Raw genomic sequence first — 25,576 nt, forward strand, 5'->3', positions numbered from 1 at the left:
CACCTGTCCGACTTTTGGGGACCACCTCTCCCGCCCATAAAACACCTCTAAGCAATTCATATCATGCTTTTCAAAACATCCACAAATTCGGAAAAACTTCCGGCAGTTAAAAAGGGGGGGGCTTTCCGGTAGGGGCTCCCTGGCAGCCTATTGATTCAGGCCTTTGCTTGCGTCCAGTACCACTAAATGTCTATCATGAAAGCAGGGATAACCCCTTAGCGGGAGGTGACCATGGAAACCAAGGATTCAGCGGCCAATGCCTATGCCATGGCCATAGAGCAAATTGAATCGGCGGTTAAATACATGGAGATCGAAACCTGTTTTGTGGATCGCCTGAAAACCACGGATCGGGAGGTGACGGTTCATCTGCCGGTTAAGATGGATGACGGAACCTATCGCATCTTCACCGGCTACAGGGTTCAGCACTGCGGGGTTTACGGGCCTTACAAAGGGGGCATCCGCTATCATCCTGATACGGATCTGGATGAGGTAAGGGCCCTGGCCATGTGGATGACCTGGAAATCGGCGGTGGTAAACATCCCCTTTGGCGGAGCCAAAGGCGGTGTCAACTGCAATCCCAAGGAGATGTCCAGTAGGGAGATAGAAAATCTAACCCGCCGCTTCACCTGGGGGCTTTCCAATATTATCGGCCCTGAGAGGGATATTCCGGCCCCGGATGTATACACCAACCCCCAGGTAATGGCCTGGATAATGGATACCTACAGCATTTTGCGAGGTTATGCCGTACCGGGCGTGGTAACCGGCAAGCCCCTGGAGCTCGGCGGCTCCCTGGGCAGGCACGAGGCCACAGGCAAAGGTGTGGTGATCACGGCGCTTCAGGCCTGCCATCAGCTGGGCCTTGACCCCAAGGGGCTCACTGTGGCGGTGCAGGGAGCGGGAAATGTAGGTGGCGTGGCGGCTGCCGCCTTTAGCAAGGCGGGGTTTAAGGTAGTGGCCATAAGCGATTCCAAGGGAGGCATTCACAACCCCAAAGGTTTGGATGTTAACGCAGTATTGGCCTGCAAAAATCAGTATTCCTGTGTGATCAAGCCCGGCATGAAAGGGGATTCCGTAACCAACTCCGAGCTTTTGGAGCTTAAATGCGATATTCTGGCCCCCTGTGCCCTGGAAGGTGTGATTACCAAAAAAAACGCCGCCAAAGTCAAGGCCAGGATCATTGCCGAGGGAGCCAACGGGCCCACCACCCCCAATGCGGACAAAATCCTCCATGACAAGGGTGCCTTTGTGGTGCCGGACATATTGGCCAATGCGGGCGGGGTTACGGTCTCCTATTTCGAGTGGGTGCAAAACCTGCAAAACCTGCTTTGGGATGAAGAGGAAATAGGACGCAGATTAGAAAAAAGGCTCTGTAGTTCATTTGAAGAAGTGCATGGAATTGCAATGGAAAAGAAAGTGGATATGCGCACCGCGGCCCTTATTCTGGGTATTGGACGTGTAGCCAGGGCCTTGAAGCTGCGCGGGTTTTATCCCTGATCATTGATCTAAAAACGATGCGCGGTGTATTTTTACACCGCGCATCCTGATGTATTGACCAAAACTTGGATTCCACCAGGCAAGCGGAATCAGCCGGTGTGCTTACAGGTAAAGTCTCAGGAAGCCGGTTTCAGGGTGATCAAGACCACCTCGGGCTTGGTTCCCACCCTTACCGGCGGCCCCCAGGTGCCGACGCCCACGGAAGTAAAGAGCCTGCTTCCCTGCCCCAAGTCAAAATCGCCTCTCAGATAGGGAAAAAGCACTCCGACCAGATAATTAAAAGGCCAAATCTGGCCTCCATGGGTATGGCCTGCCAGCATCAGGTCAAAGAGGCCCTTGGTCTTTTCTTGCACAAAGGGCTGGTGCTTGATCAAAAGCACCGGCTTTTGCGAACTGGTCTTTTTCAAAAGATCCAACTCCCGGCTGCCGTTCTCCGGCTTTTCCCGGCTGTGGGGATCATCCATGCCCACAATGCTCAAGGCCGGCAACTCCAAAAGCCGGTTGTTTAAAAGATCAAAACCCGCGGCCTTGTGAAAGCGGGCCGAAATATCCTCGCCCGCCGCCATGTTGGCATAGATTTCGTGATTGCCCCTGACCGCCACCTTGCCCAGGGGTGGGCGCAACTTCTTTATTTCCTCTGCCAAAAGCTGCCAGTCGTTTCTGTGAATGCCCGATTCAATTAGGTCCCCGCCCGAAATCAGAATATCGTAATCCAAGCCGTTCAAAACCTTGAGCACCCTTTGCAACCTGGAATCACCCTCCACGGAATAAAGATGCACATCGCTGACAAAGGCTATTTTTATGGGTTTGGCGGCCGGAGCCATCCTGCCGCTTACAATCTCAACCTTGGTGACCCCGATATCCCTGGCCTGGAAAAAACCCCAGGTCAAAAGGCCCACGGAGCAGACCAGAACCAGATAGCCTATAATTCGGGCGACAAAAGCCAGATGAACCGTGCGGAACAGAACGATCAGGATGGAACCCAAGAAAAGATAGAAGATCAGGCCAAGCCAAAGATAAGTGATCATGGCATAAAGACCGTAACGCTCTCCGGCGTAACCCGAGAGGCCGGGAGACAGGGTCATGGCTATAAAAACAAGGGCCAACAAAAGCCGCGGCCAGCCGGTCAGGTTCAAGGTCCAGCCAACCTGGCTGAAGACCAGCCAGCCCATCAAACCGTATATCAGGGTAAAGATGCTGAAAAACAGGATAAAACCCATACTCGGTCTCCACTTGCCGTTTTTATAAAGCCTTTGGTCCGGTTTCGGGGAAATCCAATTTTGGATTCAAAAAAATTTCACTTAGTCGCGCCCCGGCCAAGTGAAATTCCTTTTTATAATCATTACAGGTGAACCAGGGCTTTTGGCAAGCACTGGTTCACCCGGATGTATTTAAGATTATTCGCCCCTGCGGAAAGGCAGGCCCAGGGCGGCCGGTGCGTCCACACTGCCGGAACGCCTCTGGCGCATGGTGATGAGGATCAACACCCCCACGGTAAGCAGATAGGGAAGCATAACCAAAAGAGAGGAGGGAATGTGGGCGCCCGCTGCCTGCACCCTTAACTGGAGCACCCCGACTCCGCCAAAGAGAAAAGCACCGGCCGCGGCCTTGAAGGGGTGCCAGAACCCGAAGATAACCAGGGCCACGGCGATCCAGCCCCGGCCCGCCACCATATTCTCCATCCACATATGGGTGTAGCCCAGAGAAAGGTAGGCTCCGGCCAGACCTGCCAGAAGGCCGCCCATGAGCACATGGATGTAGCGGATCTTGGCCACGGACTCACCCCAGGCATCGGCGGCCGAAGGGTTTTCTCCGACAGCCCGCACACTGAGTCCGGGCCGGGAGCGGAAAAGGTAATACCAGGTAAGGGGAACCAGCAACAGGGCCACATAGACCAGGGCGTCCTGGTTAAAGAAAACCGGTCCGATAATCGGGATGTCACTTAAAAAGGGGATCGGTATCTTGGCAAAACCCGGGCCTTTAAGGCCCACCAGATTCACGCCCAGAAAACCGGACAGGCCGATCCCGAATATGGTGAGCCCCAGGCCGGAGACCACCTGGCTGGCCTGCAGACTCACAGTCAAAAAGGCGTGGATCAAAGACATGCCGCAGCCCGCCAGGGAACCGGCAATGGCTCCCAACACAGGCGAACCCGTGAAATAGGCGGTGGCAAAGCCGGTCATGGCCCCAACCAGCATCATCCCTTCGGCTCCCAGGTTAAGATTGCCTGAACGCTCGGTTATAATCTCGCCGAGGCAGGCCAGCAACAAAGGGGTTCCCGCCTGAATGGAGGCGGCCAAAAGATCTGTTATAAAACTCAATTCCGGCATGGCAAGCCTATTCCTCTTCCTTGATCCAGCGCACCCTGAATCTTCCTACAAAATCACCGGCCAGCACAAAGAACAAAACCAGCCCTTGAATAAGCATGGCCAGGTGGGCAGAGACCTTCATGGTGATCTGCAGAAGTTCACCGCCCACCAAAAGGGCTCCAAACAAAAATGAGACCACCACCATGGCCCAAGGGTTTAAACGGGCCAACCAAGCAACGATAATCGCCGTATACCCGTACCCCGGGCTGATGCCGGGTTGCAGGCGGTGCTGGATGCCTGCCACTTCGGCCATACCGGCGAGACCGGCCACCGCTCCGGAGAGGCACAGGCTTATGATTATGGTTTTGGAAACAGGCATGCCGCTTAAACGCGAGGCCGAGCGGTTGGCGCCAATGGCCCGCATGGTAAAGCCCAAGCGGCTTTTCTTGAACAGAAAGAAGACCAGCACCACCAGGGCAAGGCCTATGACCAGTCCCAGGTGCACGCGGGTGGTTCCCAGGGCGGGCAGCTCCGCCGCGGGGCTGAAAACCGGGGTCATGGGGAAACCAAAGCTGGTGGGATCTTTCCAGGGGCCAAAAACCATGAACTCAACCAGATGCACGGCAACATAGTTCAGCATCAAGGTGGTTATGATCTCGTTCACCTGAATCTTGGCCTTGAGAAGGGCAGGCCCCAGGGCCCACAAAAGTCCCCCGAGCATGCCGCCTATCATCATGGCCGGAATCATCACCCAGGCCGGAAGCCCGGGAAAGGCAAGCGCAACCCAGGAAGCGCCTATGGCCCCCAGATAAAGCTGGCCTTCAGCGCCTATGTTCCAGATATTCATGGTAAAGGCCAAAGAGACCGCCAGGCCGCAGATCAAAAGCGGCGTGGTCTTGACGATTACCTCGGAGAGCGAGTACCAGTCGCCAAAGGTGCCCATGACTATCTCGTTCATGGCCTTGAAAGGCGGCACGCCCGAAACATAGAGCAAAAGCAAAGTGGCCAGAAGAGCGGCCAGAATAGATACAATCGAGACCAAAAAAGCGCCACCGGGCAAGGGCTTTTCACGAGGTATAAGAACAGGCCTGATCACTTGAGCTCCTCACCTGCCATCAAAAGGCCGATCTGAGTCGGGTTCAACTCCCCATTGCCAAAGGGGCCTTTGGTGGAGCCTCTGAACAGCACCACAAACCGGTCGGCAATATTCAACATTTGGGACGCATCCTCACTAATCAGCAATACCGCCCCCCCCTGGTCGGCATGATTGCGCAACACCTTTTCCACAAAAGAGGCTGAAGCCAGATCCAGGCCGCGCAAGGGATAGGCCGCCACCAAAATCTTGGGCTTCTGGTCCAGCTCCCTGGCCAAAAGCAGTTTTTGCAGGTTTCCGCCGGAAAGTGATCCGGCGGTCGCCTTGGGGTCGGGCGGCCTAATGTCATATTCAAGTATCAGTGACTCGGTGTGCTTTTTCCCGGCAGGCCAGTCCAGCCAGGGGCCCCGCTTGAAGCGGCGGTCAAGCACCCCTTTCAGCATCAGGTTCTCCATGAGGTTCAAAATGCCGATGCTGCCGTCTGTGTGCCGGTCTTCAGGCACATAACCGACCCCGGCCTTGATATAGGCAAAAGGCCCCTTGTTGGTGAGGTCTCTGCCCTTTACCTTTACGGAACCCTTTTCAGCCGTCCTTGCGCCGCAGCACACGTCGGCCAGTTCCCTTTGGCCGTTTCCCGCCACACCGGCCACGCCCAGAATCTCCCCCGGCCTTAAACTCAAGTCCAGGTCTTTCAGGCGCAAGATGCCCTGATCATCGCGCACACTCACGTCTTCAAGCTCAAGCAGAGGCGCGTGTTCGTCTCTTTGCCCTTGGCCCGCCCGGTAGCTTACCTGCTCCCACTCTCCGGCGATCATGAGCCCGGCCAGGCTCTCCTTGTCCGCCTCTCCACGGTTCAAGGTGGTGACCGCCCTGCCCTGGCGCAGAATGGTTATGCGATCGGCCAGGTCCAGGACCTCTTCCAGCTTATGGGAGATAAAGACCACGCTTCTGCCCTGGTCACGCATAAAGCGCAAGGCCTTGACCAGGTCCAGGGTCTCCTGAGGGGTCAAGATGGTGGTGGGTTCGTCAAAGACCAGCACCCGGGCGTCATAAAGCAAAAGCCTCAAGATCTCCACCCGCTGCCGTTCCCCCATGGAGAGCTTCCAGACCTGGGTGTGGGGCGGGACCTCCAGCTTGTACTCCTTGCCCAGGGCTTCCACCTTTTGGGCCAGGTCATCGAGCTTTAAACGGAAGCTATTCATCTGCCTGCCCAAGAGCAGGTTCTCGACCACGGTGAGGGAAGGCGCCAGTTTGAAGTGCTGGTAAACCATTCCCAACCCGGCCTCAATGGCCGCTTTGGGGGAACCTTTGGGCATGCGCCTGCCCAGGATGGAAACCTCCCCCTCCTCCGGCACCAGCCTTCCGGAAAGAACCTGCATCAAGGTGGATTTACCTGCGCCGTTCTCTCCCACAAGGGCATGAATTTCACCTCTACCGACCTGAAAGTCCAGACCGGCCAAGGCGGTGACTCCCGGGAACCTCTTTACGATTCCCTGCATATCAATGGCGGGTGTTTTTTCTGCGGGCATGGGCAAACACTAAACGAGTGTCCGCGGTTTTTTAAAACCGCGGACACAAGAATAAAAGTTGGATATCACAAATGCTTATTTGGCGCTGCCTACAATACCTTCGATAAAGGTGGTCATAGAAAGCAGCGTCTTGTCATCCGCGGTCTGGCCTTTTTTCAGAAGCACGGAGCCGTCCTGGGCCTTGATCGGGCCCTTGAAGACCGTGAACTTGCCTTCCTTAAGCTCCTGCCTGCGCGCCATGACCAGCTTTTTGACATCTTCGGGAACCATGGATCCCAAGGGAGCGATATCGATCAGTCCCTTTTCCATGCCCCACCAATAGTCTTCGGGCTTCCAGGTGCCGTCCATGACCTGCTTCAGCAGCTTGGTATAGAGCACTTTCCAGTTCCACAGAGTGGAGGTCAAAGTCACCTTGGGGGCCATGGGGGCCATATCGGAATCCCAGCCGATAAACCATTTACCGGCCTCGGCAGCGGCTTCCTGGGGACCCGGCGGATCAATACCCTGGGTGATGACGTCGCAGTCCACGCTCAAAAGAGCCTTGGCCGCGTCCTTGCCCTTGGCAGTGTCGATCCAGGAGTTGGTCCAGACCACGTGCACCTTGGCCTTGGGGTTAACCTCGCGCACGCCAATGGTAAAGGCATTGGCCAGGCGGATACACTCGGGAATGGGGAAGGCATTGACATAACCGATTTTGTTGGTTTTTGTCATCATGCCGGCGATCAGTCCGGTCAGATACCTGGCCTGATACATACGGCCAAAATAGGTGCCCACGTTCTTGGCCCGCTTAAAGCCGGAGCAATGCATAAAGGCCAGATTGGGGAAGCGCTTGGCCACAGCCAGGGTGGGGTCCATGAAGCCAAAGGAAGTGGTAAAGATAGGCGAATACCCACGACGGGCGAAGTTCATGATGACACGCTCGGCGTCAGCCTCGGAGACACTCTCCATAAAAGCGGTTTCCACACCCAGCTCTTTTTCCACGGCCAGACGGCCCTGGTTATGAGCATAGGTCCAGCCATGATCGCCAATGGGGCCCACATAGACCCAGGCCGCCTTGACTTTATCTTTCGCCATGGCCGGGCCGGCTGCCGAAACGCAGAGCCCCAGGGCCAGCGCCAGGCAAAGACATGCCATGAATATAGCACGACAACGCATACTTAGACTCTCCCCGTAAAATTTACGTTTTAAACTACTTTTTGAACAAGGCGCTATTGTAGCCGGAGTTATTGACAAACACAAGCTTCAGCAAATGCCTGTTTTTGTCTTTATCCCGCCCATAGGCTGACAAAGAAAACCGGAAGCGAAAAACAAGAATAAAAAATTTAGTTTAATATCAGTCTATTGCCGGATCAGTCACAGAAACGCGATTATTCATAGGCATTTTTCAGGATAAGTGCTTCTTGAAAAACAAAAACCGGCCAACAGGCTATGCCCAGTATAACAGCACAGGGTGGCCGGCAGGCAAACGCCTTGTTGTTTTAATACAAAAAAACCATCGGCCGACGGGTTATTCAGTAAAGGCTTTTTCAAATTACATCATGCGGAATTGCTTCATATAATTTCTGCTCACCGGCAGGGATTCCGAACGGTTTTTAAGGGATATCTCCCCTTTGCCGTGGAACCCCTTGGAAACCTTGGATATGGCCGAAACATTTACTATGCAGTTTCTATGCACCGGCCAGAAGAGATCGGGGTCCAGCTCTTGGGAAAGTTCTTTCAAAGACTTGCGAATAAGGCTCTCCCCCTGGGCGGTCATGACCAGGGTGTACTTATCCTTGGCCTGAAAGTAGCTCACCTCCTCCACACTGACAAGCCGCACCCCCGAGCCATGGGGAATTTTCAGCCAGCGCAGGTATTTGGGCGAGTCCTCCTTGGGTAGGGTGGCCAAAAGATCCTTTAACATGCCTTGCATCTGCTCTGTGGGCGGGTCATCCTTACTGATGCGCTTTTTAAGGCGCTCCACTGTTTCGGCCAGCCTGTTCTGGGTTACGGGCTTCAGCAGATAATCCAAAGCCCTGGCTTCAAAGGCCTCCACTGCGTAAGAATCATAGGCGGTTACAAAAACAACCCAGCACTCCCCGCCTATTTTTTTGGCCACATCCATACCGCTCAGTCCGGGCATGCGGATATCCAAAAATGCCACCTGGGGATCGAACTCCTCAAACAAAGCCAGGGCCTGGCGTCCGTTTTCAGCCTCCCCCAGCACCTGAAGCTCGGGCCAGACCTGTTTGAGGCAGGATCTCAGATAATCCCTCAGCTCTTTTTCATCATCCGCGATTATTGCGGTCATCATCCGCAAGAGGCACCTCCAAAACAGCCTCCAGCCCCTGAGGCTGGTTTTCCAGCAAGATCAAAGAACCCTGATTACCGTAAAGAGCCGCCAGGCGGTCGCGCACATTGGAGAGGCCCAGCCCCTTTTCCGGAGAATGATCGCCACTGAGGCCCAGGCCGGTGTCGCTCACCTTAAGGACAAGTGTTTCACCTTGCCTCTCGGCGGAAACCTTTATACTCCCCCCCTCTTCCTTGGGCTCCAGGCCGTGTTTCAGGGCGTTTTCCACCAGGGGCTGTAAGAGCATGGGCGGCAACAACACACCCGCCAATTCCTCGGGCAAGTTTATTTCAAATTTAAGCCTTGGCCCCATGCGCACCTTGAAGATCTTGAGATAAGACTTTATAAGCTCCATCTCTTCATTAAGGGTATTCAGGGAAGACCTGGTCTTGGGCAGGCTGGAGCGCAGATAAGCTATAAAATCCTCCAACGTCTCCTTGGCCTGCTCAGGGTTGCTTTCCATCAGGCTCCTGACATTGGCCAGGGTGTTAAAGAGAAAATGGGGTTCTATCTGGGCCTGGAGCAGACCGAGCCTGGTCTGGGCCATCTGCTTTTCGGTAGTGAGCCTTTTTATGCGCTCCTCGTCGGCCTCCATTTTACTGAGCCGCATATGCTCTTTGCTGATAAAAAAATAACTTATCACCGCCCCAAAGAGCAGGGCCACCAAGGCCACCCTCAAAAAAGAGGAAAAAGCTCCTTCAGCAGGCACCATATGATAGTCGTTGGTAACATAGCCGCCGATTAAAACCCCGATCGTCACCCCCACTGTCACGCCAAGGGCCACAGTGAGAAAATGCCCCAGCCTGGTTTCCGGAGCCAGCAGATAAAAGGCAAACAAAACAAAGCTGCAGATCGATATGCCCACGCATTGGGAAAACCAGAAATTATGACTAAAGGAATCGCCGATATTCATGGTATTCAAAAATATGCCGATGATGGAATTAAAGATAAGGGTGTAGCCAAAGCTGATCAGAACCAGCTTTACCCCCATATCTTTTCTACAAAAACGCGGTCGTATATCGTCGGGGTTTTTTTTATCGCCCCCAAGTCTGTGCAAGAGCTTAGAAAGCATATTCAATCCAATCCAGCAGTTCAAAATCCATGAAAAAGGGCCAGGGCTGATTGTAATTCCAGATCAGCCACACACCAAGTTCGAGGCAAAGATAAGCCCCCAAAGCACCTGCAAGCAAAAGGCTTAACGGTATGATTCTCCTGCTAAGACGTTGTTTGATCCGGGTAAAACCAAAAATCCTTTGCCCGAAAGGCCTTCTGTATATTGATAATATCCCACCTGATCTTTTGGATGCTCCTTTTTCGGAAAACATCTGTAAGCCAAAAACCAGGGCGCATGTCCTAACCATGACAAGCTCCTAATATTAAAAAGTATATTGAACGCCGCAAAAAATCATGGAATCCAACAGCAGGCCAAATTCACTCTCCGCATCTCCATGATTCGTGGTCAGGGAGGCGAAAATCTGAGTGTGGTCGCCCACATACAGATCAGCCAGAAAGAAAAACCGTCCCGAACCGTCGTCCAGGTTGGCGGTATAGCGAAAGGTGAGGTCCAGGCAGTCTTTTATCTCGCCTTGCCGGGCCTGAAACATAAGGTAATTGCGCCGTAAGAAAATCAATCCCGGGTCCAGGGCCTGGCCCAGGTTGCGGGCCGCAACCCGCTGCCAGGGGCCGGCAGTGGTGAAAAGCCGCCCGCTATCTTGCCCCAGACGGTAATAGGCCCGGGCCTCATCTTCATCATAGCCCGGCCCGTAATAGGTGTACTCAAGGGTTAAGGTTGGGCCGGATTCCAGGGTGTAGCTCAGGCCGCCAAGCACCTGGGGAGCCCAGGCGGTCTCGTCTTTTCGCAAAAGCTCCATACCCTGATTCCGGGGGGCGTTTTGCCCGGGCGGATAAAGGGCGTAGACCCCTTGGGTCAAGGCGCCCTCGGCATAAAGTAAAAGAGCGTCGTTCACCGGTCCGCCTAAAAACCAGCCCAAACGAGCACCCTGCTCTTGCTTAAAAGACAGGATCAACCCGGCATAATCCTCCAGGCCCTGATAATCCAGCTTCAAGGCCAGCGACTCATCAAACCCCAGGCTGCCGAAATCCTGGCGCCCCCGGCCGGTATTGGCTATCATCGAAAGGGTCAGGCTCTGTCCTGCCAGCCAGACCAGGCGGCCAAACTCCATGCCCCCCACCTCGCGTTTCGGATTCTTGCGGCCGTTATCCCGGAAAAAAGGGTTGGACGGCGAATAAAGATAAGAAGGCCCCCATTGCAGGTTTTCCCGGCCATAGGAGATAAACAGGCTGTCGCTCACCTGAAACCTGGCCAGCCACTCGTTTACAAACAGCCTGGCCTCGCTCCTCTGGCCCGAGTCGTCAAGATCCGCACTCCACCAGCCGGAGGACAAATTGAGCCTGGGCTTGAGACTCAATAAAAGGCTTTCCCCGGCCCAGAAAAAATCCGGTCTCAGTTCCAGCTCGGCGCAGTAATCCTCAAACCTGATGAGCCGGTTGCCGGGGTTCAAACTTGAATCCGCGGGATCATTTTTAGTGACAAAGGTTATCGCCCTGGCATCCATTTCAAGATTATCCTGAAAGCCCTGCCACAGCCCTTCCCCGGCCCGGGCGGCGGTCCCCCAAAAAAGGCAGACTATTAAAAGCCCGTTTACAAAATGCCTCTTCATCACCGCACCAAAAGGTTCAGGTTAAAAGTGGAGGCCGGAATCTCTTTGATCTCCACCCTGGAATAGTCCATGGTGGTTGTATTGGTTTTTAGCAGCTGATCCTTTATGGTCATTCTGGAGATAAAGGCATGTTCACCCTCTCCTGTGTTGATCCTGTTTTTATATTCAAAAACCGCTGTCTTTAAGAGCTTGCCCGATACGGTGAAAAACTGGGCCTTAACCCCCACCATGCGGCTTTCGGAAACCCAATAACGGATGCGGTCATAGGTCACCTTTTTGGTCTTGCCCTTAAGGTCAATCACCCAACAGGGATCACCGTCCAGCTTTTCCCTGGTGATATTTTTGACCACGTAATCACCCGCATAGTTGGTCGAGGCCAGATCCCCGTTAGACGCGCCGCCCATGAGTTTTTGGCGGGAAGAAATCGGCACCGGCTTTCTCAAGCCCGGCTTGATGAACCACATGTTGCGATCCAGCATAAGGAGTTTTCTTCCCTTTAATTTCGGGGGAGCAAGGGTGGTGGCCAGGCAGTTGAAGTCCTTGGCCTCGATGCAGAGGCTCTGTTTCTGAACCCGCTCCCGTTCTTGGCTGGTGAGATCAATACGCCATTTAACCCCTTTCACGTTTCCCCTGGCCTGGTCGGCCAGCTCAAGAATCCTGGCCGGGTTGAGCTCCCCGGCCTGAGCCGCGGCCTGGCCCCAAAACAATCCGCTCACAATGAAAAGCCCCATAATCAAACCTGTTGTCCTGAACATTTTGCTTGAAATCCTTTTCTTAGACATGTCCCAATGCCTCCACCACCTTCTGTCCGGCAGCCCTTTTGGCAGGAATGATCGAAGCCAAAAGGGAAAGACAGATCATTATTCCGGAAAACCTCAACATGGGAATCGGCAGCAGGTTCACCAACAGAGGAACCGGGCTTGAAATTCCGGGGGGAATGTAGGTGGGCTCCCAAACAAGGATCATGGCCCAGACAAACACCGTAATAACCACCCCAAGCAAAGAGCCCATAAGCCCCAACAGCGCCCCTTCCAGGGCAAAGAGCAGGCTGACTCCCCTTTTCTTCAGCCCCAGAGAGCGCAACGCCCCTATTTCCCTTGTCCTTTCCATGACGGCCATGCCCATGGTGTTGACCACGCTCATCACCACCACCACAAAGACAATGATGAAGATGAACAGAAACATGGAGTCAAACATGCCTTTCACCTTTTGGAAAAACACCGAAAGGTCGTGCCAGGTGCGCATCTCAAGGTTCAGGCCCGCCTGCTTAAAGGCGATCTCAAGCTTCTGTTCAACCGCCTCGGTCTGTTGCCAGTTCTGTAGGAGGATCACCATGCGGTCCGCCTGGTTTGTGTCATAAAGGGACTGGGCAAAAGCAAAGGGAACCCGGATGTACTTGTCATTGGTTGCATCTTGGCCAGTATCAAAGACCCCCCTGGCCACAAAATCCAAGGCGTTCATCTGGCCCTCAAAGGTCGCGCCCATGACCACGCCTTCGCTGCCTGGTTTGAACTTAAGCTGCCTGGCCAGGTCCTGGGAAAGCTCCACCCCATAGGGCACCCTGTTGGTCATGGTTTTTCCCTTGACCGGGTACATGGCGGCCATGCCTCCCCTGATGGTCCTTTCATCCTCCGGCACCACGCCCTTGCCCAAAAATATGCGGGAGATCCGGCCATCGCTTACCAGACCGGAGATGTAAAGTTGAGGGGTGGCCAAAACCACCCGTTCATCTTGACCGGCCAGTTCGGCTATCTTTTGCATCTCATCTTTGCTTAAGAGGTATTTCTCCGGCTCCAGGCTGCCTAAGGCGTTGAAGCCCTTTTTATAGACCACCAGGTGACCCAGGCCTTCGCCCCTGATGGCGGCCTGACGCAGCCCCTGATAGGTGTGGTCTGTATAACCCTTGAATAGACTCACCGCGGACAATCCCAGGCTGATAGCCAACAAGGTGACCAGGGAGCGCCTTTTATTCCTGAAAATATTGCGAAATGCCATTTTGAGCCAGGCAGTCATCAGTACACCTCTTCCTGGGCAATACGTCCGTCTATGAGCCGCACTGAACGTTTGACCCGATTCAAAAGCCTTTGATCATGAGTGGAAAAGATAAAGGTGGTTTTCTGATCCTGATTCAACTTCTGCATCAGTTCGATGATCTCGGCGGAGGTCTGGCTGTCCAGGTTGGCGGTGGGTTCGTCCGCTATCACCAGGCTGGGATCGGTGACCAGGGCCCGGGCAATCGCCACCCTTTGCCTTTGCCCCCCTGAAAGGCTGTCCGGCCGATGGGCGAAAAAATCACTCAAACCCACCTGGGTGAGCCTTTGGGCCGCCTTTTCCCGGGCGGATCCAGCCTTGTCACCCTTGATCTGTAAGGGCAACATTACATTTTCCAGGGCATTGAAAACCGGCACCAGATTGAAACTCTGAAAAACAAAGCCAATGCTCTGGTTGCGCAGTTCACTTAAGCCGTTGTCGTCAAATTCATTCAAATCCCTGCCTTTAAGGGAGATATTCCCCGAAGAGGGGGTGTCTATGGTGCCGATCAGGTTCAAAAGGGTGCTCTTGCCCGAGCCGGAAGGCCCCCACACAGCCACAAATTCCCCCTCTTCGACGATCAGGTCCACCCCGCGCAAGGCAGGAACCAGGGCCTTGCCCAGTTGGTAGTTTTTCTTTAATCTCCTGGTCTCAATAAGCGGCACTTTATTTTTTCCTTTCCGACAAATGCTTTTCTGATAACTTTGCGGCCAAATTTTTATAGTGATCCGCCTCTGTTTCCCGACCGTCCTGCCTGAGGCAAAATGCGTATTTTTCATAGACAGACAACTTAAGCGGGTCTGCGCTTTGCGGAAGGCCTTCCACCAATTGGGCGAGGCGGCAGAAATCCTCCAGGGCCAGTTCACCTCTGCCCAAAAAACCCGGCAGCTCAAGGGAATTGCAGCCCCTGGTCATGCGCACCGTGATGTTTGAAGGCGCGTTTTTAACGGCCTTGTCCATAAGGGCTCCCCCTTGGTTGACAAAATCAAGCTTAGCCATGGGGTTCCAGGTGGTGGTGGCCAGCATGGTGGTTGAGCTGCCCAAATAGCACATGGCCTCCCAATCCCGGGGTGTTTGAGCAAGAACCTTTTTAAGGGCATCCACTGACCTTGAAATAAACTCCGGCTCATTGTCTGAGGCTAAAATATGAAAGGCGATTCCCAGCCCCTTCCAGGCCGGAAAATCATCGGAATTGGCCTTGGTCCTTTTTTCAAGAACCGCAACCTGTGCGAAAAGTTCTTCCTGCGGCAGGAAAGCCAATTGAGAAAAATCCTCGGCCCTGGCCATTGAACAAAAAAAGCCCAGCAGTATGGACAGGACCAAACCCGCGCAAGCCAAGAAAATTGTGCTTTTTTGTCTGATCATGGCATCCACCCTTATTAAAAAAACCGTGTTTAATCATTGTCTGGCTTGAAGCATGGCAGGGCTTGGCACAAGAGGGAATAGAACCGCGACCAACGGCTCAAAACGGGTCATAAACGGTTTATTTGGGGATTAAAGTGCAGACTTAAAAGGCAGAGAAAAGCGGTCCGAAGGGCTGAAAGATATTAATAAAATAATAAATTAATAATTTATTAACAGTATCCGGCAAAAAAGCCGCCCTCTGCCACGGGCAGGGACGGCTTTTAAATGTTCATAACTTATCAGCTACTTATTCGCAGCCAATGCCTTATTATACAAGGCCTGGCACTCTTTCAACATTTCCGGTATAGGCAGATCATAGGGGCATTTTCCCAGGCATTCGCCGCATTCAATACACTCATCAACCTGGGCCATGGGCTCTGCATAAAGGGGTTTGACCTGCTCAAAGGGGAAGTTGCTGCCCGTGGTCTTAAAGAGCATCACCCTGGGGATATCGATCCCCACAGTACAGGGCATGCAATAACCGCAGCGATGACAGAACCTGGTTCCCAAGGAATCCTTAAAGGCTTGGATATCCTTTTCATCATTTTGGTCAAGGGGCCTGCGGTTCCTGTAGAGACCCAAAATCTCGTCTATTTCCTCTTGGTCCTGGATCCCCGGTATGGGAAGAACCTTGGGATGACCCTGTAAAAAGCGGAAGCACAAATCAGCCCGGTTCAAAAGGCCGCCGCCCAAGGGCTTCATGCCGATAAGGCCCATATCCTGTTTTTCGGCTGCGGCAAAAACCCTGAGGCCGGGCTCGGCCTCCAGGAAGTTAAAGGGGAACTGAACCGTCTCGAACTTACCGGTTTCGCAGCAGGCAATGGCATGGTCCGGGTGGTGGGAAGAAAAGCCGATATGCCTTATCTTGCCCTGTTCCTTGGCCTTTAGGGCAAACTCGTAGGCCCCGCCCGGGGCCAGGATCTCTTCCATCTCGCCGTCTTTGCTCACATTGTGAAACTGAAAAAGATCCACGTAATCGGTTTTGAGTTTTGCCAGACTTTCGTTGAACTCCCTTTCGCACTCGGCTGCATCCCTTTTGATGCTCTTGGTGGCCAGGATCACCTTTTCCCGCACGGGTGAAAGCCCCTCGCCCATCATGTCCTGGCTGATCCCGTACATATAGGCTGTGTCGAAAAAGGTGATCCCCTCGTTAACACAGTGCCTGATCAAGGAAACTGCCTTATCCGTGCCCATTCTGGTCAGAGGTATGCCTCCCAGGCCTATTTCGGTAACTTCAAGTCCGGTTTTGCCCAGTTTTACTGTGTTCATTGTTTCTCCTTGGAATGCATTGCGGCACCCGGCTTCATGCCGGATTTGATTTTTTCCGGAAAACGCCCAATCAGATACTCAAATAGTAGTTATCCCAGCAGGATCGGGACGAATGTTCCGATTATTTATTCTATACCCCAGTGCAAGTTTTCCCAACCGGTTTACTAGGAAGACACAAGGACTTATTGACTTAACGCTTTGGTATATAATACTAAAGGCTAGGCGCTGGTCTAACCGGGCCTCCCTAAAGCGGGCAAGCACCCGCTTGTGAAGGACCTGTTGATCTTGGGGAGGCTCGCGAAAGGCAATTTTTCCGATACACTCCCAGGGGAGTTAAGGCAAAAAGCCCATGGTAGAAATCAACCAAAAACCACCGAATCGCACCGAACTCCTGCAGAAAAGAGTTAACCGGCTGGTCAGGGAACTGGACGAGCTGGAAAAAAACCAGGCGGAACTGCTTAATCTTTATCGCAAGGCTGTGTATCCCCTGGCCTCCCTGGCCCGGGAAAACGCCCCCGGCGCCCTTAAAGGCCCCATCGCAGAACTGCAAAAAGCAGTATCGGCCCGCAAGGTGGATGTAAAAAGGCTGGCCTTGGTGGTGGAGGACCTGGGCAAGGCGCTTATGCTCATGGAATCCGAACCTGATCAACCCCAGGCAAATGGTGCGGAACAAACCTGCGACCTGGCGGCCAGAGATATTTTCTTAGGCGCCATAAACGTGCTCACATCCTTGGGCCCGGCAGATCCGGGCACCCCCCTGGGCAGGGCCATGATCCGCCTGAAAAAGGCCGTCATAACCCATCCGGTCGATACAGCAGCCGTGGAACAGGCTTCTGTTGCGGTAAAGGAGGCCCTGCTCTCTGAAGAAGAGCCATCGCAAAGGGGCCTTAAAAAACAAATGGACGACTCCAAGGCCCATCCCAAGCTTCTTTTGGGCTGGAAAATGGTGAACGCCCTGCTCAAGGGAATGCGGGCCGGGGATCAGTTTTTTGACAACCAGGTGGAACGGGTTGAAATGGCGGTGAACCAGTTCCAAAGGACCGGCGAACTGGACCGGCCCGCCCTGGCCCTGGCCGGGGATCTCATGGAACAGTTCCGCAACCTTTTGGAGGAGCGCCACACAGAGGCGCTGGAGGCGCTGGAAGACGTTCTGAACGAGGTTATCCGCCTGCGCACCGAATTCAGCAATTCCATGGCCCAGGCCGGGGAACAGCTCCTGGATGAGGGTCAGATCCAAAACAGCCGTTTTCAATCCTCAATGGACCAGATGACCCAGGATATTGACCAGGCCGAAGACCTGGACCATTTAAAAGACCTGGCCCTGAATCGCCTCTCAGACCTGCGCCGGGACATGGACCAGGCCATGGAGAAGCAGGCAGGCATAGTAAACCTGGCCATGGAGGAGCTGGAAAAGGAAAAAGTCGCCCTCAAGCAGGCGGAGAGCAAGGTAAAGGCGGTCAAGGAAAGGGGTCTGCGTCTGGCCAGAAGCGCCCTTACCGACCCGCTTTCCGGAGTCTGGAATCAAAGGGCTCTGGTCCTTTGGCTCAACCAGATGCCGGTCTGCCATGAAGGTTCGCCCCTTTCCATGATAATTTTCACCGTAGATGACTTTCACCGCCTTGCCAAGGCCTGGGGCGGTGTGGCCGCTGACCGGGCCCTGGCCAACATCAGCAAGCACGTTCTTTCCATTCTGGGAAATTCCGACAAAATATTCCGCTACACCACAAGTGAGTTTGTAGTGGTGATGCAAAACAGCCCCCTTGAAAAGGCGCGTTTGGCTGCCCAGGGAGTAAAATCCTGCATAAAAAACATAAATTTCAACTATTTGGAATTACCCCCCATATCGCTGACAGCGACAGTGTCCTTTGGGCAATGCTCTTTTGGCGAAGAACCGGCTTCTCTTTTGGCCCGCTTGGAATTATTGTTAAACGAAGCCAAAAGAACCGGAAGAGACAAGATAGTGGAGAGTTCTTAGACATAGTTTGCGGCTGACTTTAATATAATTCCGGAAAAAATCTTGAATCAGGCTTCATCACCCCACCTTTGAGAGATTTTCAACCCCGACCCTTTTCCCGAATAGCACAAGCTGAATCAAGGCAACAACAACCGCACTGAGGCACAGGGCAAAGGTCACTTCAAAGCGGCCCAGATTGTCGTAAGACGCTGAATAGCGCCCAATGAAGTCAATGATCAACGGGGAGCAAAACTGGCCAAGATAGAGCATGCAGGTGATGACGGACATGGCTTTAACCGACTGTTCCACCCCGACTGCGACTCTGGTGGAATGTAATAAATAGGGCATGAGATACCCCCCTGCCAAACCGACCAGGAAAACGCCCAAAGAAATCGTAATAATCCCCCCGGCATAAAAGAGCAGCCCCTGCCCGGCGGCCATAACGATGATACCGGTGAGAACCGAAAATCCTTTTAATGAATCCTTTATGCGCTGGAAATAAGTTCCCACCAAAAAAGCCGCGCCGCTGATCAAGGAGCAGGCAAGGCCGGAAACAGCCGCCCCGCCCATATTATTGTGTTGAATCAAAAAGCTGATATTCATGGGGACAATAAAAAACACCACCATCAAGGCGAACATTGCGGCTGAATAGAGATACACCTTTACGGGAAGCTTTACTTTCTCCCTTACTTTTATTTCCGTTTTTCCTCCCCGGGGCAGATAGATGCAGACCATTACAATGACAATCAGGGCAAGGCCATAAGAGAAAAAAGCATACCGCCAGGATATGGTGGCTATGAGGCCGGAAATTATCTGGGCCAAAGTTGCGCCCAGATAATTTGAGGCACTGATCCAGCCCATCATTTTAACCGCGGTTTTGCCATCGTAAAAAACAGAGACCAGGGATGTGGATATGGGCATTATCAGGCCCACTGATATTCCGAGAAGCCCCCTGAATATAAGCAGAGTGTAGATATCCTGGGCAAAGCCGCCGGCCACCCCGCTGATCAAATAGATAACCAGCCCAACCAACAAAATGTTTTTCCGGTCAAAATGCTCTGTGAGCCTGCTCACCATAAAAGATGAGAAAACCACCATCAGTGAAGGCAAGGTCAGGATCAGGTTGACGATTTCCGGGCTGGTGCCTGAAAAAGCTTGAGCGATATTGGCAAAAGCAGGTGCAACAGCCGCTCCCACCATGATGGTCAACAGGGCAACTGATAATATAGTCGGTCCGACCGGATTCTTTTCTGTTTTCATTGCTAGTCTCTTTATGCTTCCCGATAAACCAGGTAAGCGTCTCTTCAATTACTTATATGGATTTTCCCCTGGCTGGACCGGCCAGCGAAAAGAAAACGCACAAAAGCACACAACTGATTATTTTTATTAACTAACCAGACAAATTATTCTTTATCCTGGTTAATAACTCCGCCAGGTGCTTTTCTTCTGTTTCCGCTAAAAAGCCAAAAAACTGATCATGGGTTTTATCGGCCTCGTCCCTTAAAACCGGGTACAGGTCTTGCCCCTCTTCCGTAAGCTCAAGGCGGTTGACCCTTCTGTCGGCTTTATCCTGTATTCGCCTGACCAGGCCCTTGGCCTCGAGCCTGTCGACCAACCTTGTCACTGCCGTGGCGTCCAGGGTCATGATTTTGGTTATATCCGCCGCAGTCTCAGCCCCTTCTTCGGTAATCGCGGCCATGATTATCCATTGGGACCTGGTGACTCCGTATGGCTTAAGGCGACGGTCAAAATTCACCTGGGTAAGCCCCGCAACCAGGGAGATCAAATGCCCTGTACGCTGGGAAAGTCTTACTTCTTTGCCCTTGAACTTCATAAAAACCCCCTAGTTAAAGGCCCTTAAGTGGCAAGACGATTGGGTTGAGGTCCTACATTGTCACGGCAATAATCGCCTTAACAATAATCGTCATGACAAGTATTGTCAAGAGAAGGAATACTAAATCAATGCGTTTAATGAAACCCTCTACCTGATGTCGGGTCTATTTTAGGGGGGGTGCACCCCACCAGGGCGGCAATATTAACGGGAGGACTGAAAAAGTTGAAGCCCAAAAAAAAGAAAAAGGCCAAGAAGGCCGCTTGAAAACCCATTCCATATAAGGCGGCTGTCAGGCCAATAAAATTACTTAAAAAATAATGGGAGGAGAATCACTGGCACAACAACAGACCGCAATACCGTGGGAGTAGTCAACTTGATAAAAGTGTTATGTCACTGTTTTAAGAACAACCTATATACATTATGGGGCAGTCCATGAAACATTGACTCTTTCTCAAACTTTAGCCCATTTTTCTCCGCAACTTTTATAGAAGGAGCATTCACAGACAGGATAAGAGATATAACGGAAATTTTTTTCAGCTTTTCTTTGGCATATTTAATACAACCTTCCGCTGCCTCTGTGGCATATCCCTTTCCCCAAAATTCATCGAGGATTCGATAACCAATTTCCGTTTCAATTTGGCCATCAACCTCTTGCTTCAAAATTCCGCAAATCCCAATGAATTGATTGTCATCCTGCCTCACGACCGCCCAGAAACAATATCCGTCTGTTTCATAGCGATTTTGAATTTTCTCATAGAATTCCCTGGCTTCATTTCTATTCAAGGTTGTTGGAAAATATCTTTGCACCTTTGGATTAGAGACAAGGGCAAATAGGTCATTGAAATGACTTTTTTCAATCTTTTCCAATCTTAGTCTTTGCGTGCTCAAAATAATATTGCTCATGGTACTTTCGCAACATAACGCTATGTTCAGCAACCGTCGGCAATGCCAATGGCTTTGAAAAATAGGATTAAGTTCAAGGCTGAAATTACAGGTTCTACTGTTTAACTATCTTACTTTCATATAAACACTTCCGAATTGAGGTCGAAAGATGGTGTATGTACAAGACAAACCTGAGCCTCCTTCAATTCCCGGTTCTGATAAGAAAAATGCTGCCCCTTTGACACAACGCAAAGATCCCCTGCGGATAGAACTTGTTGCTCTCCGTCGAGTGTGAACTCTAATCTTCCGGAGATTACATAATAATATTTATCAGAGCGTCTTGACCAGGACTCTACATGAAGAGCCCCCGAAGGTACTGTAACAACGGCAAATGAGGACCGGCTGTCCAGTTTGGATGTATAATCCCGAATCTGTATTCCATTGAAATCAATCGAGTCCACCGAGCATCGTTTAACAATCATAGTCTTGCTTTCTGCCTCTCGCTCCCAGGCTCCGGCCTGGGGACGAGAAGTAAAATATTCTTACAGTTGAGCATAGTTGGTCCGGTGTAACGCCTGGTTATGAAATAATTTTGGTTTTTAAAAAATTGGCAATACTAAACGGCGAATATTTCGAAGTATCAATAATTTCTGAATTAACTAATCTGGATTTTTGCAGCCTATCCAAAGCAAGGCAAATGTCGGTCGTTCGTTCATTATCCGAATTTATTCTTTCCTGTAATATTTTTTCATCGCATACCAACGTAAAATGAAAAAAGTTATGATCATATCTTATAGCAGAGCGTATTAGTTCAACGATAGAATCCAAATGCAAAACCCAGGTAAATATAACGGTTGAATAACTACCCGACAAAAATGAGTTCAAAACAAACTGAATATTAGTTATAACCATATCCTTTGTTTTATCATTTACATTAAAGGGATTCATTCTCCATAAATCATCTCCATCCAGCCAGACTGAGTTATGAATTTTCTTATATATGATATTCGCAATGGTTGACTTACCGACGCCAGGAGCGCCTCCAATAAGTATAAGTTTATTCTTCTACAGTTGCGTATTATTCATGACAATAATTAGATCATCCCTCACAAGATACGGCGGCTGTTTAGTTAACCACCAGATGCACTAGAAAAGCATTTTGTTTCTCGTCCCCAGGCTGGAACCTGGGAACGATAAGTAACCCCGGCAAACTGTGGATGGGCAAATACCGGCAGCCAGGCTGTCACTGTTCCGGTCAGGGAATAAGGCCTTTAGTTCTCGAAAATCCCATATCTGGAACGTGTCATGGTTGATAAAGCGGCTGAGCCGCCAACTCATTCTCGCTCCCAGGCTTCAGCCTGGGAACGAGAAGTAAATAATATATTCAATGGGATCCTCTACCTGGCGTTAGGCCAAATTTAAATGATTATGCTTCACCAGGATGCTAATAATAACGGGAGTACACAATATAAGGTTATTACGGACGGGTTGAAAAATTTAAATCTCGAACCGAAAAATAATAAGACCAAAAGGCCTTTCAAAAACCAATCCAGTAGGAGGCGACTGTCAGGTCAATACCATCACTGTACAAATGTGTAAATACTTTCCTGTACTATTCCAATTGATTACAGATTTAACAAATAAATTTTTCAAATCACACGACGAAAGACAATAGAAATAGGCTTTATATTAGTCATATAAATTATTCTTTTTCTATAGTTTTTAAGTATGGAGTACCGTTATTTCCCCAATTTAAATTAACTCCATCCACTTCAGTATCAACAGATTTCAATGTTATTGAATTATCATTTTTAATGGAATCATCAAATTTAAATTTAAAGCATATATCAACATATCCATAATCAGTATTAACATTTCCAGAATCAGTGTCTACTGTTGCAGAGTTACATGTATTTGAATCTGCGGTTAAATCACTACTTTTTAGGTGAATCCTATACTTAATATTTTCATATTGTGTAATTTCATTGCCTAGTTTATTTTCTTCTAAATTACCTGAAATCCTTTTAATTTTATCTATAATATTTTCTATAGCTGTTGTTGGTTCCTTAAGGAAAAACTTACCATGAATATCGATTACATCAATCCCCAATTGAGATAAATTAATCAGATCATTTGATATGATTTCAACCTCATAATTCACCTTCACAATTTTCACAAAATACGTTTCTACAAGAATTCTACATTGCTCATCAAATCGCTGCTTCTCGATTCCCTTTTTTTTAATATACGACTTAAATTTGTCATCATGGATATCGTCAGTAAATACGTAACAACCAGTTACATTCGAAGTTAGTTCGGACGATTCACCAAAAACTAATCCACTTAATTGGCCTATTTTTACAAAGTCACTTATTATGACTCTTTTAAGTGTTGGCATCGCAAATATATTTTTCTTAAGTGATAACTCTTCAGTGTTACCATGACAAAACAAGCCTTGATGTGCCTCCATTCCATTTTGGCCTATAAATACCCAATGTGGATTAAAATCCTTATAAGCCAATTCAGCTTGATGTCCAAAAGAGGCGTTTAGATCTCTATCATAACGGCCACCAGTATAAAAAACATTAAAGCGCGCATCCGTGTTAACATCTTGTAACGCTTGGAACGCGGCATTGTTGTGGGTCATTATTGTGTAGTGCGTAAAATTTGCGTTAGAACTACCTATTGATTTGACTATTTTGGCAATAGGTGTTAATGATGATCCTGCATCTATAAGAAAGGATTCACCTTCCGATAATTCAGCTGCGGCACGTAATGCAATTGCATACTTTGAGAAAGGTTTATGACTTAGTTTAGTTTTATAATAATCTGGATGCCCCGTTTGTGTTCTTATTTTTATCCCTGATTTCATATCATTCTCCTATTGTTTGTTTTATTTTACCGATTAAAGTGCCCGTACTAGCATCAGTATTTAGGAAATACATATTCAGTGATTTTGTCCTAACGGAATCAAACAGATCACTATCACCTTTATACATTGGTGTTGCAATTGAGTTTTGAATTATAGCTAGGCTATTATAAAAATCGTCTACAGTCATTGCTGGATTTACTAATATTATTTCTTTCTTTAAGGCTTTATCTATGCTAAGACTATCCCTAAGTGAATTCATAATTACGCTCACAACATCTATATCCCTAAATGCATATCCAACAAATGTTATTGTTCTTAATTTGAGTGCCAGGTCACTCATTATCTGAAACGATAAAGCATGTGGTTGTTTTCCGATAGGGGTTTCCTTACCAGGATAGAAGACACATAAACGCTCAAAGTGTCTTTTTATGTTTACGGGATTTGACAAGTTAAAACAAACTTTATTATCTTTCCCAGGTTGAATCGCCTTTGAATCATTGTAAATCCATGCTACACATCCATGAAGACGCATTATAAAAAGCGCATTTTCATTCGACTCCATACCTTGCTTATAAGATTTACTGTCCCAATATATTCGTTCTCCTGCAATCGACTCATCGACAAAAATATCTTTACAAGGTGTTTTAATTCCTAATTTTGCATTCCGAAAATTTGAGAAGCCATTATAGAATTTATATAATTCATTTTTTGATTTAAAACACCCATTATCCCAAACATTTCCCTCATTCAAATTAGCAGACTGCCAATATTTGTTAGCATACTGTTGTAAATCTAAATTATCGCTAAACGCATATTCAGGAACGAGATCATAGTTTGTTGTAAATATATACACATGTGTTGATTTATCATTAATGAACAAGCTATTGACAAAGGTTCTTAGCCGCTTTAAATAATCAATTTCGTTAGGTGGTGCCATGTAATGATAAGCTGTTAAGCTGCAAATATTAGTTCTCAATCTTTCAATAGTATTGTTTAAGTTTTGTGCTTTACTGAATGATAATCTTGATTGATTAATCACTTCACGCAGTTGGTTATCAGAAAACATATTGCGTAATGTTCTTTTGTAGTTATCCAGCATTTCCAAATATTGGTCTAACGTTAATGCTTTATTTTTTCTTTGGAGCTGATCTCTTATCTGTTCTAACAATTTATATGTTTTTTGGTTTGTTTGTAATTCTCCATCACTATCAGGTGATCGCCAAAACATATAGGGAAAAGTCAAGAAAGTCTTATAACCGCCCGCCGCAGAGGCACCCGCTCCAAAAAATAAAAACACCTCACGTTTTTTTGGAGTATCATCGCTTAAACTAGATGAAATTTCTTGGGAATTCCTACTTTTCCTATTCGGCTTCATTGATGAAGTATTTTGCATTTGCTTACTCATAAGAACATCTCAGGTAGTTGATTACATTTATATTTTTCATTAGAGAATGACCATCCAATTTTCTAGTTGCACTGATACTTCAAACTACGTTTACTGCCAACCTCGACAATTATTTTAAAACATATGCACCGCTAATGTAGAAATACAATCGCTTTCTTATTAACTAAAATCCACACCGATTAACCCAAATCATCAAATCGCTAGTCATAAAATTTTAATAATATCCTTACCAACAGCTTTTTGAAATATTAACCATGTATAAATACCTATCATAAAATTTATTTTTTAGAAATCATATAAAAATATGGGACATATTGCAATAAATAAAATGTAAAATCTAAAGATCTTAAAAATAGTGTAATTTAAACCAGATATACAACATTGAAATACTGTATTTCATTCAAAACCTCCCAAATAATCTTAAACACCTTTTTCAAAAGGTCAGAACTACCCTACTTTTTTATACTCAACAAGATGCGCTTGAATCTTC

General features: G+C 49.3%; 22 protein-coding genes. 2 read left to right on the plus strand and 20 right to left on the minus strand.

Going from position 1 to position 25,576, the window contains the following annotated elements; translation table 11 throughout:
* The first annotated feature begins 231 nt into the window (after nt 1–231).
* Nucleotides 232–1,494 (plus strand): Glu/Leu/Phe/Val family dehydrogenase, encoded by a 1,263-nt coding sequence (locus X474_RS17165; RefSeq protein ID WP_044350640.1) that lies wholly within the window; start codon nt 232–234, stop codon nt 1,492–1,494.
* A gap of 116 nt (nt 1,495–1,610) precedes the next feature.
* Here X474_RS17165 and X474_RS17170 read toward each other — a convergent pair whose 3' ends face one another.
* From X474_RS17170 to X474_RS17235, 13 genes are all read right to left on the minus strand, one after another.
* The gene (locus X474_RS17170) at nt 1,611–2,714 is read right to left on the minus strand and encodes a metallophosphoesterase (protein WP_044350641.1); all 1,104 of its coding nucleotides are present in this window, start codon (nt 2,712–2,714) and stop codon (nt 1,611–1,613) included.
* A 177-nt stretch (nt 2,715–2,891) separates the two neighbouring features.
* Nucleotides 2,892–3,824, minus strand: a complete 933-nt coding sequence (locus X474_RS17175; RefSeq protein WP_044350642.1) for an ABC transporter permease — start codon at nt 3,822–3,824, stop codon at nt 2,892–2,894.
* A 7-nt stretch (nt 3,825–3,831) separates the two neighbouring features.
* Nucleotides 3,832–4,899, minus strand: a complete 1,068-nt coding sequence (locus X474_RS17180) for an ABC transporter permease (protein WP_197282163.1) — start codon at nt 4,897–4,899, stop codon at nt 3,832–3,834.
* A complete protein-coding gene (locus tag X474_RS17185; RefSeq protein ID WP_044350643.1) occupies nt 4,896–6,425 on the minus strand; it encodes an ABC transporter ATP-binding protein in 1,530 nt (509 codons plus the stop codon). The genes X474_RS17180 and X474_RS17185 overlap by 4 nt, the downstream gene beginning before the upstream one ends.
* Before the next feature lie 75 nt (nt 6,426–6,500).
* A complete protein-coding gene (locus X474_RS17190; protein WP_052515343.1) occupies nt 6,501–7,580 on the minus strand; it encodes a BMP family ABC transporter substrate-binding protein in 1,080 nt (359 codons plus the stop codon).
* Between the two features lie 376 nt (nt 7,581–7,956).
* Entirely contained in the window at nt 7,957–8,718 is a 762-nt protein-coding gene (locus X474_RS17195) for a LytR/AlgR family response regulator transcription factor (protein ID WP_044350645.1), read from the minus strand.
* Nucleotides 8,693–9,745 carry a sensor histidine kinase gene (locus X474_RS17200; RefSeq protein WP_197282165.1) on the minus strand — a complete coding sequence of 351 codons (1,053 nt, stop codon included), beginning with the start codon at nt 9,743–9,745 and terminating at the stop codon, nt 8,693–8,695. The genes X474_RS17195 and X474_RS17200 overlap by 26 nt, the downstream gene beginning before the upstream one ends.
* A gap of 385 nt (nt 9,746–10,130) precedes the next feature.
* Nucleotides 10,131–11,435, minus strand: a complete 1,305-nt coding sequence (locus X474_RS17210; protein ID WP_044350648.1) for a hypothetical protein — start codon at nt 11,433–11,435, stop codon at nt 10,131–10,133.
* Nucleotides 11,435–12,217 (minus strand): outer membrane lipoprotein-sorting protein, encoded by a 783-nt coding sequence (locus X474_RS17215; protein WP_082464458.1) that lies wholly within the window; start codon nt 12,215–12,217, stop codon nt 11,435–11,437. Before X474_RS17215 ends, X474_RS17210 begins: the two co-directional genes overlap by 1 nt.
* Nucleotides 12,210–13,448, minus strand: a complete 1,239-nt coding sequence (locus X474_RS17220; RefSeq protein WP_044350651.1) for an ABC transporter permease — start codon at nt 13,446–13,448, stop codon at nt 12,210–12,212. Before X474_RS17220 ends, X474_RS17215 begins: the two co-directional genes overlap by 8 nt.
* Nucleotides 13,448–14,131 carry an ABC transporter ATP-binding protein gene (locus X474_RS17225; RefSeq protein ID WP_197282166.1) on the minus strand — a complete coding sequence of 228 codons (684 nt, stop codon included), beginning with the start codon at nt 14,129–14,131 and terminating at the stop codon, nt 13,448–13,450. The genes X474_RS17220 and X474_RS17225 overlap by 1 nt, the downstream gene beginning before the upstream one ends.
* A gap of 1 nt (nt 14,132) precedes the next feature.
* On the minus strand, nt 14,133–14,831 hold the full coding sequence (locus X474_RS17230) for a tetratricopeptide repeat protein (RefSeq protein ID WP_044350653.1): 699 nt from the start codon (nt 14,829–14,831) through the stop codon (nt 14,133–14,135).
* A 282-nt stretch (nt 14,832–15,113) separates the two neighbouring features.
* Complete coding sequence (locus X474_RS17235) at nt 15,114–16,139, minus strand: aldo/keto reductase (RefSeq protein WP_044350654.1); 1,026 nt, start codon at nt 16,137–16,139, stop codon at nt 15,114–15,116.
* A 349-nt stretch (nt 16,140–16,488) separates the two neighbouring features.
* Between X474_RS17235 and X474_RS17240 the strand changes: the two genes are divergently transcribed.
* On the plus strand, nt 16,489–18,114 hold the full coding sequence (locus tag X474_RS17240) for a GGDEF domain-containing protein (RefSeq protein WP_044350656.1): 1,626 nt from the start codon (nt 16,489–16,491) through the stop codon (nt 18,112–18,114).
* A gap of 57 nt (nt 18,115–18,171) precedes the next feature.
* On the opposite strand, the gene X474_RS17245 is transcribed toward X474_RS17240, so the two are convergent.
* From X474_RS17245 to X474_RS17270, 7 genes are all read right to left on the minus strand, one after another.
* Nucleotides 18,172–19,353, minus strand: coding sequence for an MFS transporter (locus X474_RS17245; RefSeq protein ID WP_044350658.1), 1,182 nt, complete (start codon nt 19,351–19,353; stop codon nt 18,172–18,174).
* A 130-nt stretch (nt 19,354–19,483) separates the two neighbouring features.
* Nucleotides 19,484–19,927 carry a MarR family winged helix-turn-helix transcriptional regulator gene (locus X474_RS17250; protein ID WP_052515346.1) on the minus strand — a complete coding sequence of 148 codons (444 nt, stop codon included), beginning with the start codon at nt 19,925–19,927 and terminating at the stop codon, nt 19,484–19,486.
* Between the two features lie 390 nt (nt 19,928–20,317).
* Nucleotides 20,318–20,830 (minus strand): GNAT family N-acetyltransferase, encoded by a 513-nt coding sequence (locus X474_RS17255; protein WP_044350660.1) that lies wholly within the window; start codon nt 20,828–20,830, stop codon nt 20,318–20,320.
* 116 nt (nt 20,831–20,946) lie between these two features.
* On the minus strand, nt 20,947–21,291 hold the full coding sequence (locus X474_RS27310; RefSeq protein ID WP_082464460.1) for a cupin domain-containing protein: 345 nt from the start codon (nt 21,289–21,291) through the stop codon (nt 20,947–20,949).
* A gap of 97 nt (nt 21,292–21,388) precedes the next feature.
* Nucleotides 21,389–21,862, minus strand: a complete 474-nt coding sequence (locus tag X474_RS27315; protein WP_044350661.1) for an AAA family ATPase — start codon at nt 21,860–21,862, stop codon at nt 21,389–21,391.
* 649 nt (nt 21,863–22,511) lie between these two features.
* Nucleotides 22,512–23,681, minus strand: coding sequence for a DeoR/GlpR family DNA-binding transcription regulator (locus X474_RS17265; RefSeq protein WP_044350662.1), 1,170 nt, complete (start codon nt 23,679–23,681; stop codon nt 22,512–22,514).
* Between the two features lies 1 nt (nt 23,682).
* The gene (locus tag X474_RS17270) at nt 23,683–25,086 is read right to left on the minus strand and encodes a hypothetical protein (protein ID WP_044350664.1); all 1,404 of its coding nucleotides are present in this window, start codon (nt 25,084–25,086) and stop codon (nt 23,683–23,685) included.
* Nucleotides 25,087–25,576 lie beyond the last annotated feature (490 nt).

Origin of the sequence: Dethiosulfatarculus sandiegensis (genome assembly GCF_000931935.2) — a bacterium.
In the GTDB taxonomy this organism is placed as follows: domain Bacteria; phylum Desulfobacterota; class Desulfarculia; order Desulfarculales; family Desulfarculaceae; genus Dethiosulfatarculus; species Dethiosulfatarculus sandiegensis.

Excerpts from the sequence above, each read along its gene's own strand:
- X474_RS17165 (WP_044350640.1), top strand. The coding sequence starts at position 232 with ATGGAAACCAAGGATTCAGCGGCCAATGCCTATGCCATGGCCATAGAG.
- X474_RS17170 (WP_044350641.1), bottom strand. The coding sequence starts at position 2,714 with ATGGGTTTTATCCTGTTTTTCAGCATCTTTACCCTGATATACGGTTTG.
- X474_RS17175 (WP_044350642.1), bottom strand. The coding sequence starts at position 3,824 with ATGCCGGAATTGAGTTTTATAACAGATCTTTTGGCCGCCTCCATTCAG.
- X474_RS17185 (WP_044350643.1), bottom strand. The coding sequence starts at position 6,425 with ATGCCCGCAGAAAAAACACCCGCCATTGATATGCAGGGAATCGTAAAG.
- X474_RS17190 (WP_052515343.1), bottom strand. The coding sequence starts at position 7,580 with ATGCGTTGTCGTGCTATATTCATGGCATGTCTTTGCCTGGCGCTGGCC.
- X474_RS17195 (WP_044350645.1), bottom strand. The coding sequence starts at position 8,718 with ATGATGACCGCAATAATCGCGGATGATGAAAAAGAGCTGAGGGATTAT.
- X474_RS17200 (WP_197282165.1), bottom strand. The coding sequence starts at position 9,745 with ATGGGGGTAAAGCTGGTTCTGATCAGCTTTGGCTACACCCTTATCTTT.
- X474_RS17210 (WP_044350648.1), bottom strand. The coding sequence starts at position 11,435 with ATGAAGAGGCATTTTGTAAACGGGCTTTTAATAGTCTGCCTTTTTTGG.
- X474_RS17215 (WP_082464458.1), bottom strand. The coding sequence starts at position 12,217 with ATGTCTAAGAAAAGGATTTCAAGCAAAATGTTCAGGACAACAGGTTTG.
- X474_RS17220 (WP_044350651.1), bottom strand. The coding sequence starts at position 13,448 with ATGACTGCCTGGCTCAAAATGGCATTTCGCAATATTTTCAGGAATAAA.
- X474_RS17230 (WP_044350653.1), bottom strand. The coding sequence starts at position 14,831 with ATGATCAGACAAAAAAGCACAATTTTCTTGGCTTGCGCGGGTTTGGTC.
- X474_RS17235 (WP_044350654.1), bottom strand. The coding sequence starts at position 16,139 with ATGAACACAGTAAAACTGGGCAAAACCGGACTTGAAGTTACCGAAATA.
- X474_RS17240 (WP_044350656.1), top strand. The coding sequence starts at position 16,489 with ATGGTAGAAATCAACCAAAAACCACCGAATCGCACCGAACTCCTGCAG.
- X474_RS17245 (WP_044350658.1), bottom strand. The coding sequence starts at position 19,353 with ATGAAAACAGAAAAGAATCCGGTCGGACCGACTATATTATCAGTTGCC.
- X474_RS17250 (WP_052515346.1), bottom strand. The coding sequence starts at position 19,927 with ATGAAGTTCAAGGGCAAAGAAGTAAGACTTTCCCAGCGTACAGGGCAT.
- X474_RS17255 (WP_044350660.1), bottom strand. The coding sequence starts at position 20,830 with ATGAGCAATATTATTTTGAGCACGCAAAGACTAAGATTGGAAAAGATT.
- X474_RS27310 (WP_082464460.1), bottom strand. The coding sequence starts at position 21,291 with ATGATTGTTAAACGATGCTCGGTGGACTCGATTGATTTCAATGGAATA.
- X474_RS17265 (WP_044350662.1), bottom strand. The coding sequence starts at position 23,681 with ATGAAATCAGGGATAAAAATAAGAACACAAACGGGGCATCCAGATTAT.
- X474_RS17270 (WP_044350664.1), bottom strand. The coding sequence starts at position 25,086 with ATGAGTAAGCAAATGCAAAATACTTCATCAATGAAGCCGAATAGGAAA.